Below are 7,418 nucleotides of genomic sequence, written 5' to 3' on the forward strand. Positions count from 1 at the left end.
TCGCCGGGCGGGTTGTCGTCGATCCAGCCGTGGGTGGGCAGCAGCACCGGGCTGCGCAGCAGCTTCGCGCGGGTGACGGCGACCAGGTCGTCCTCGGAGCGTCCGGACGGCAGCAGCACCAGGTTGGCGTCCGGCCTGGTCCAGCCGAGTCGTTCGACGCCCAGCCGGGCCCGCAGCATCTGCTGCAACGCCATCATCTTCGCGTCGAGGGCCTGCAGGTAGACCGGCATCACGTTCTTGAAGCCGCTCGAGGTGAACTGGGCGATCCTGGCCGGGCTGGTGCTGGTGCCGCGCCAGTAGCTCATCAGGTTGGACGCGGCGTTGTGCACGTCACCGGAGAGCAGCACCACCCGGCCGTAGTCGGCCAGCCTGGACATCAGGTACTCGAAGGTGTTCTCGTCGAGCGCCCAGGTCTCCAGGGCGTCCGGATTGGTGCCGGGCATCAGCCGGGTGCCGGAGATCTTCGTCTCGGCCACCTCGTCGTAGTGGAAGGCGTCGAAGATCTTGTAGATCGCCCGCCCGACCACCTCGTCGAGCACCGGCGGACCGATCACCTGCAGCGGCGCGATCACCACCAGCACCTCGACGCCGGCCGGCAGCGGCGGCTTGGGAATCTGGTCGTCCAACGCCTCCTTCGACACGTTGCCGGGCGGACCGACCTCGCTGACGTAGCTGCGCCGGGTGCGGTTGTCGAGCGCCACCACGCGATGTTTCGGGCCGTCGATGATGAAATGCCAACTGATCGGCGGTTTGACCGACAGGAACTGCCCGTTGGGCAGCGGTTGGTTGTCCAGGTCGTGGCCGAACATCTTCGCCAGCGCGGTGAAGGTGGCGGCGTCCGGGCCCTTGGTGGCGCCCTCGGGGAAGAGTTTCGGCACGGCCACCAGCAGATCGCCGGGCAGTTGACCGCCCAACTCCGGACGGCTGAGAGAGGTGACGTCGTAGCGCCGCGGGTCGTTGCCCCAGTCCTGGAACAGGGCATAGGCGGTCATCGCGTTGGTCAGGATGGTCTGGCCGAGGGCGGAGCCCAGCACCCGGTGCCGCCACATCGGGGTGAGGAAGTAGTCGTCGGTGACGTCGTGGTCGTCGAGGATCATGTAGGTCGGCACGTTCGCGAGCAGCCGTTGGGCGCGCCACAGGCCGGCCAGGAATTGCCGGTGCACCCGTTGGTTACGACGGCTGACCTTCGGCGCCTTGGCTTCCTTCTTCGCCTTGTCCTTGGCGCGTTTGTCATCCTCCTCGGCGCGTTCGGCGGCGCTGAGCTCGTTGCGGCGCTTCGTCTCCTTGGCGATCTCCTCGGTTCGGACCGTTGCGTCGGTGAAGGTGTACTGCGGCACCCGGGCGGGAAAGCCCGGGGCGGGCAGGTCGACGGACTGTTGGTCGGTGAGCACGTCGAGCCAGTTGACGGTGCCGGACGCCGCGGCGTCCGGGGTCTGCTTCAGCTTCGCGCCCGGGATCTCGGTGCCCCAGCAGGCCGGCGACCAGTAGAGCAGGTAGGTGGCGGCGAACTCGCCCAGCGAGATCAGGTGGTTCTTGCCGTCCTCGCTGGTCAGCTGGGCGCTGCAGTTGGTCAGGTAGAGCCGGTTGCCCACCCCGAACCAGGGTGGGCCGGCGGGCAGCGGGTTGGCCGTGGTGGTGGCGGTGGCCTCGTCGTCGTAGGCGGCGTCCGGATTCTCGGGGTCGACGGTGCGCTTCAGCAGCCGCACCTTGTCAACGGCGACCCGCTCGATCGGTGTCGTGGACGGTTCGCCGGCGAGCGGACCGGACGCCGGCGCCGTCCCGATCAGTTCGACGCCCAGCTCGACCACCCGTCGCATCAGTACGTCCTCGACGTCGTCGGCGTAGATCTGGTCGCCACCCAGAAACAGCTGATGCAGCCGGGCCCGCGGATCGCCGACGCGTTCGGCCAGGTACTCGTCCATCCAGGTGAACGCGTCGCCGTCGTCGTAGCCCGCCCGCCGGCACGAGCCGTAGGCGAGCTGCAGGTCGTCCAGCTGGCTGGGTGGCAGGGCGAAGCTGGGCAGCATCCGGTCGGCGTAGCCGAGCGGACCCGCGGTGGTGCCGCTGACCTGATGGGTCTCCAGCAGCTTCAACGACTGCAACGTGTTGGTGCCGCCGTCGGCCTCGATCCAGAGGTTGTACGAGTACAACCGATCCGGCTGAAAGGTCTTCCCCGAGGCGGGAGGGATGCGGGCGGACACCAGGCTCAGGTAGAGCTGCTCACCGAGCCGGATCGCCTCCGCACCCGGGAACGGGGGCGGCGCGTTCGGATCGGGCGGGTCGGCGCTGGACACGAACGGCGGGTTGGTCGTGTCGTAGGCGACCCGCCCCTCGAACACCTCCAGCGTCACCTCGGCCGGACTGCTCAACGCCGTCCAGACGCTGACCAGCCCCGGGTCGACCCTGCGCAGGATCGGCCCCGCCAGAAGCAACGGAAGTTCCATAACGGACGCCTGGTTTCCCCGCGGGTGGGCGGAATCGCTTCGGACACTACGCCTCACAGCCCCCGCCGTCGGTGCGTACAAGTGCGTACCCCCACCCCGGTACGCAGGGACGGTCTCCCGGTCACCGGGGACCGTCCTCGCGGTCCGGCGAAACCCGTCTGCGGCCGGCGCGATAGGCTGTCGGACTGAACAGGAGGAACCCATGGCCGAGCGCATTCAGCGTCAGCGCGGTACTGCGCGCGCGGACGAGGCGCAGGTCGAGGTGACCCCGGCGACCACCAAGCCGGCGGTTGACTACGACGCTCTGCTCGACGAGATCGATTCGGTGCTCGAGAGCGATGCCGAGGAGTATGTGCGCTCCTTCGTGCAGAAGGGCGGCCAGTGAACGAACCAACCCTGACCCCAGCGGTGGTGATCGGAACCGGGCTGGTCGGGGCGTCGGTCGGTGCCGCCCTGGTCAAGGCCGGTGTCGAGGTGCACCTGATCGACCGGTTGTCCTCGCACGCCAAGGTGGCCGCCTCGCGCGGCGCCGGCACCACCGACCCCATCGACCCGGCCACGGTCCGGCTGGTCGTCGTCGGCGTCCCGCCGGCACGGCTCGCCGACACCATCGAGAACGCCTTGCGCACCTACCCGAAGGCGACCGTCACCGACGTCGGTTCGGTGAAGGGCACCGTCCTGGCTGAGCTGCGCGGACGCGGCCTCAACCTGGCCCGCTACGTCGGTTCGCACCCGATGGCCGGTTCGCAACGCGTGGGTCCGCTGACCTCGCGCGCCGATCTGTTCGTCGACCGCACCTGGGTGATCACCCCGCACGACACGTCCCGGGCGAAAGCCGTGCTCACCGTCCATGCGCTGGCCCGCAACTGCGGTGCCCGGATCGTCAGCATGGGTGCCACCCACCACGACGAGGCCGTCGCCCAGGTGTCGCACCTGCCGCAGTTGATGAGCAGCCTGACCGCCACCCGCCTCAATGAGGTCCCCGAGGAGCACCTGCGACTCGCCGGCCAGGGGGTACGCGACGTGACCAGGATCGCGGCGTCCGATCCTCGGCTGTGGACCCAGATCATCAGCGCCAACGCGGACGCGGTACGCACCGAACTCGAGGCCGTCCGGGACACCCTGGACGAGCTGCTCGAAGGCTGGGGCGACGAAGAGGCGCTGCGTCGATTCCTCGCCGACGGACGCCGCGGCGTCCGGGAACTGCCGGGTAAGCACGGCACCGGCGAATCCGCCTATGCCGAAGTGATCGTGGCCATTCCCGACACCCCCGGTGCGCTGGCCCGGCTGTTCGCCGACGTCGAGGCTGCCGGCGTCAACGTCGAAGACATCCGGATCGACCACGACCCCGAGCGCGAGGTGGGTTATCTCGCCGTCGGCGTGACCAAGGCCGCGCGGGCCGGGCTCGAAGAGGCCATGACCGAAGCCGGCTGGACGCTGCGCTATTCCGAGTCGCTGTGAGGAGAATCATGACGAAACCCCTAGTGATCGCCATCGACGGGGCCAGCGGCTCGGGTAAGTCGAGCACCGCCCGCGGGGTGGCGACCCGGCTCGGGTTGGCCTACCTGGACACCGGCGCCATGTACCGGGCGGTGACCGTCGCCTACCTGGACGCCGGCGTCGACGGTGCCGACACCGCTGCCGTCACCGACGCCGTGGTGCGCGCCGACATCCAGATCTCCACCGATCCCGCTGGTCAGTGGGTGCGGGTGAACGGCCGCGACGTCACCGAGGAGATCCGCTCCCAGCGCATCTCCAGCAACGTCTCCACGGTCGCGGTGATCCCGGCCTGCCGGGAGAACCTGGTCGCTCGGCAGCGGGCGATCATCGAGGGCGCGCCGAACGGCATCGTCGCCGAGGGCCGCGACATCACCACCGTCGTCGCCCCGGACGCCGACGTCCGGCTGCTGCTCAGCGCCGATCCGGAGATCCGGATGGCGCGCCGCAAACTCGACCATGGCGGGCAGATCGACGACGCCGCGCTGCGCGACCAGATCCTGCGCCGGGATGCCGACGACTCCACCCTGGTGAACTTCAGCACCGCCGCGGACGGCGTGGTCAGCCTGGACGGCAGCCTGCTCTCGCTGGACCAGGTGATCGACGCCGTGGTGGAGTTGGCCGAACGGGCAACTCCGACAGTTTCGACAGGCCCAACCGGCGAAGACAAGGAAACACCGTGACTGAAAGCGCCGAAGAGCTCATCAAGCCGGTGGTGGCCGTCGTCGGACGGCCCAACGTCGGCAAGTCGATGCTGGTCAACCGGATCATCGGACGCCGTGAGGCGGTCGTCCAGGACATCCCCGGGGTGACCCGCGACCGGGTGTCGTACGACGCGTCCTGGAACGGCCGCGAGTTCGTCATCGTCGACACCGGAGGCTGGGCCCCGGACGCCAAGGGGCTGGCGGCGCAGATCGCCGAACAGGCCGAGTTGGCCATCGCGGCCGCCGACACCGTGCTGTTCGTGGTGGACGCCTCGGTCGGCATCCAGGACGTCGACGAGGCCGTCGTCGGGGTGCTGCGGCGCAGCCGCAAGCCGGTCGTGCTGGCCGCCAACAAGGTGGACGACGCCCGCAACGAGGCCGAGGCCGCGATGATGTGGAACCTCGGACTGGGGGAGCCGCACCCGGTCTCGGCGCTGCACGGACGCGGCTCCGGCGACCTGCTCGACGCCCTGATGGACGCGCTTCCGGACGCCCCGCAGGAGACCGACGAGGTGATCGGCGGTCCCCGTCGGGTCGCGATCGTGGGCCGTCCGAACGTGGGCAAGTCGTCGCTGCTGAACAAGCTCGCCCACCAGCAACGCTCGGTGGTCGACAACGTGGCCGGCACCACCGTCGACCCGGTCGACGAACTGGTTGAGGTGGGCGGCATCGTCTACCGATTCATCGACACAGCCGGCATCCGGCGTCGGGTGAAGGAGGCGTCCGGACACGAGTACTACGCCTCGCTGCGCACGGCGTCCGCGATCGAACGGGCCGAGGTCTGCGTGGTGGTGATCGACGCGTCCGAGCCGATCGCCGACCAGGATCTGCGGGTGATCACCATGGCCGAAGAGGCCGGCAAGGCACTGGTGATCGCCTACAACAAGTGGGACCTGACCGACGAGGAACGCCGGCACTACCTCAACCGCGAGATCGAGCAGGACATTCAGGCGTTCTCCTGGGCGCCCTCGGTGAACATCTCGGCACTCACCGGACGCGGCGTCGACCGGCTCTCGAAAGCCATCGAGACCGCGTTGGAGGGCTGGGAGACCCGCATCTCGACCGGCAAGCTCAACGCCTTCCTGGGTCGGATCACCGCCGCACACCCGCACCCGGTGCGGGGCGGCAAACAGTCCCGCATCCTGTTCGGCACGCAGGCACACACCTGTCCGCCGACCTTCGCCCTGTTCACCTCGGGCCAACTCGATCCGGGCTACGTCCGCTTCCTGCGGCGCCGGCTGCGCGAGGAGTTCGGCTTCGCCGGCACCCCGGTGCACATCGAGGTACGTGCCCGCGAGAAGCGCAAGAAGTAGTCGATCGCCGGTCAAGTCACCGTTGGTTGAGCTTGTCGAAACCCTCCCCGATCGACCCCGTTGGTTGAGCTTGTCGAAACCCTCAACAAGCTCAACCAGGGTCGACTGTCAGTTCTGCCCGGGCCACTGGTTCTGCGATGAGCCGGGCTGTCCGGGCTGCGGCGGGTACTGCTGACCGGGGTACTGCTGCGGTGGCTGTGGTGCGCCGGGGTATTGCGGGCCCTGACCCGGCGGAGGTGTTCCAGGGGCGGGCTGCTGCGGGTAGCCGTAGGGCTGTCCGGTCTGCGGACCGGCCGGCGGGTACCCGGGCTGGCCATAACCGAACTGGCCGTAGCCGGACGGCTGCTCATTGCGTCGCACCTGATCGATGAACATGTAGGTGTAGTAGCTCTGAATGAACGGAGTGGTGAACAGCTGCACGACGATCTGCAGCACGATGGTGATCGTGAACAACGGAATCAGCGCCAGCAGATAGGCCATCGACTCGGCGGCCGTGGGGTTGCGGGGCATCGCGACACCGAATGCGCCGCCAACCACCTGACTGAGCGCGTTCAACACCCACACCACAGCGGTGACGGCGAGTTGCGGCAGAATTGCGTAGCCGAAGGTGCGCCAGAAGCTGCCCTTGGTGAGGGTCCAGGAACGCTTCAGAGCCTCCATGCCGCCCAGCCCCTCGATGGCGACAGACGGCACCAGGTAGAGCAGTTTGGTCCACAGGATGATCGAGACAGGCACCGCCACCACGGTCAACAGGGTGACCAGGCCCAACACACCGAGCACGGCCCCGGTGGGATCACCTCCGTTGGCGACGCTGTTGAACATCGCCCACATCATGGCGCCGATCAGCAGGTAGAGGGCGATGATGATGCCGAAGAAGAGCGCGATGACCGGCAGCATGCGCGGCAGGTAGCCGCGGGTACGGGCCATCAGGCCATTGAAGTCGGGACGCTCGCCCTGGGCGATCTCGTAGGCGGCCTGCGACATCATGCCGTACATCTTGAGCTGGGCGAGTGCGACAACGAGGCTGCCGACGGCGAAGATCGCCACGACGATGATCAGCGAGGTGATCATGGCGCTCTCGTTGCCGGTGATTGCCGCGCTGCCACCGACCACGGCGGCCGCGATGAACATGGCGAGGGCCAGCAGCGATGGTGCGAGGGACAACAGGATGAACAAGCCGAAGCGCCGCTTCAGCGCCTCGAACGAGCCTGCGAACAGGCCGGAGATATCCATCGGACTGGGGCGAAGCATGGGAGTGGGGTTGATCACCTGCAGCAGTCTACGACCCGGCACTGACAAGCCGTCGGACGCCGCGCGTAGGTCACTTTGAGAGCGACCAGTCCAACCGTGTAGTGTGAGCCGTCGGGGCTCGCGGGCCCCTTCAACAAGAGAAGAGCGGGCTGTGGCGCAGCTTGGTAGCGCACTTGACTGGGGGTCAAGGGGTCGCAGGTTCAAATCCT

6 protein-coding genes are annotated in these 7,418 nt (G+C 68.2%); 4 read left to right on the forward strand and 2 right to left on the reverse strand.

Annotated elements, in window-relative coordinates; genetic code table 11:
* A partial coding sequence (locus Q0066_RS12160; protein ID WP_298133245.1) for a hypothetical protein occupies positions 1–2,444 on the reverse strand: 2,444 nt, incomplete at its 3' end.
* A gap of 202 nt (positions 2,445–2,646) precedes the next feature.
* On the opposite strand from Q0066_RS12160, the gene Q0066_RS17570 reads away from it, so the two are divergent.
* From Q0066_RS17570 to der, 4 genes are read left to right on the forward strand one after another with little or no spacing between them, the layout of a single operon-like run.
* Positions 2,647–2,829, forward strand: a complete 183-nt coding sequence (locus tag Q0066_RS17570) for a ubiquitin-like protein Pup (protein ID WP_366521521.1) — start codon at positions 2,647–2,649, stop codon at positions 2,827–2,829.
* Positions 2,826–3,905, forward strand: a complete 1,080-nt coding sequence (locus Q0066_RS12170; RefSeq protein ID WP_298133247.1) for a prephenate dehydrogenase — start codon at positions 2,826–2,828, stop codon at positions 3,903–3,905. The genes Q0066_RS17570 and Q0066_RS12170 overlap by 4 nt, the downstream gene beginning before the upstream one ends.
* Positions 3,906–3,910: 5 nt before the next feature.
* Positions 3,911–4,624, forward strand: coding sequence for a (d)CMP kinase (gene cmk, locus Q0066_RS12175; protein WP_298133252.1), 714 nt, complete (start codon positions 3,911–3,913; stop codon positions 4,622–4,624).
* Positions 4,621–5,958, forward strand: coding sequence for a ribosome biogenesis GTPase Der (der, locus tag Q0066_RS12180; RefSeq protein WP_298133249.1), 1,338 nt, complete (start codon positions 4,621–4,623; stop codon positions 5,956–5,958). Before cmk ends, der begins: the two co-directional genes overlap by 4 nt.
* Positions 5,959–6,066: 108 nt before the next feature.
* Here the strand turns inward: der and Q0066_RS12185 are convergent, their stop codons facing one another.
* A complete protein-coding gene (locus tag Q0066_RS12185; RefSeq protein ID WP_298133250.1) occupies positions 6,067–7,227 on the reverse strand; it encodes a glycerophosphoryl diester phosphodiesterase membrane domain-containing protein in 1,161 nt (386 codons plus the stop codon).
* Between the last annotated feature and the right edge of the window lie 191 nt (positions 7,228–7,418).

It is taken from the genome of Micropruina sp. (assembly GCF_027492755.1).
Taxonomy (GTDB): domain Bacteria; phylum Actinomycetota; class Actinomycetes; order Propionibacteriales; family Propionibacteriaceae; genus Micropruina.

Coding starts and splice junctions, on each gene's coding strand:
- Q0066_RS17570 (WP_366521521.1), top strand. CDS start 2,647: ATGGCCGAGCGCATTCAGCGTCAGCGCGGTACTGCGCGCGCGGACGAG.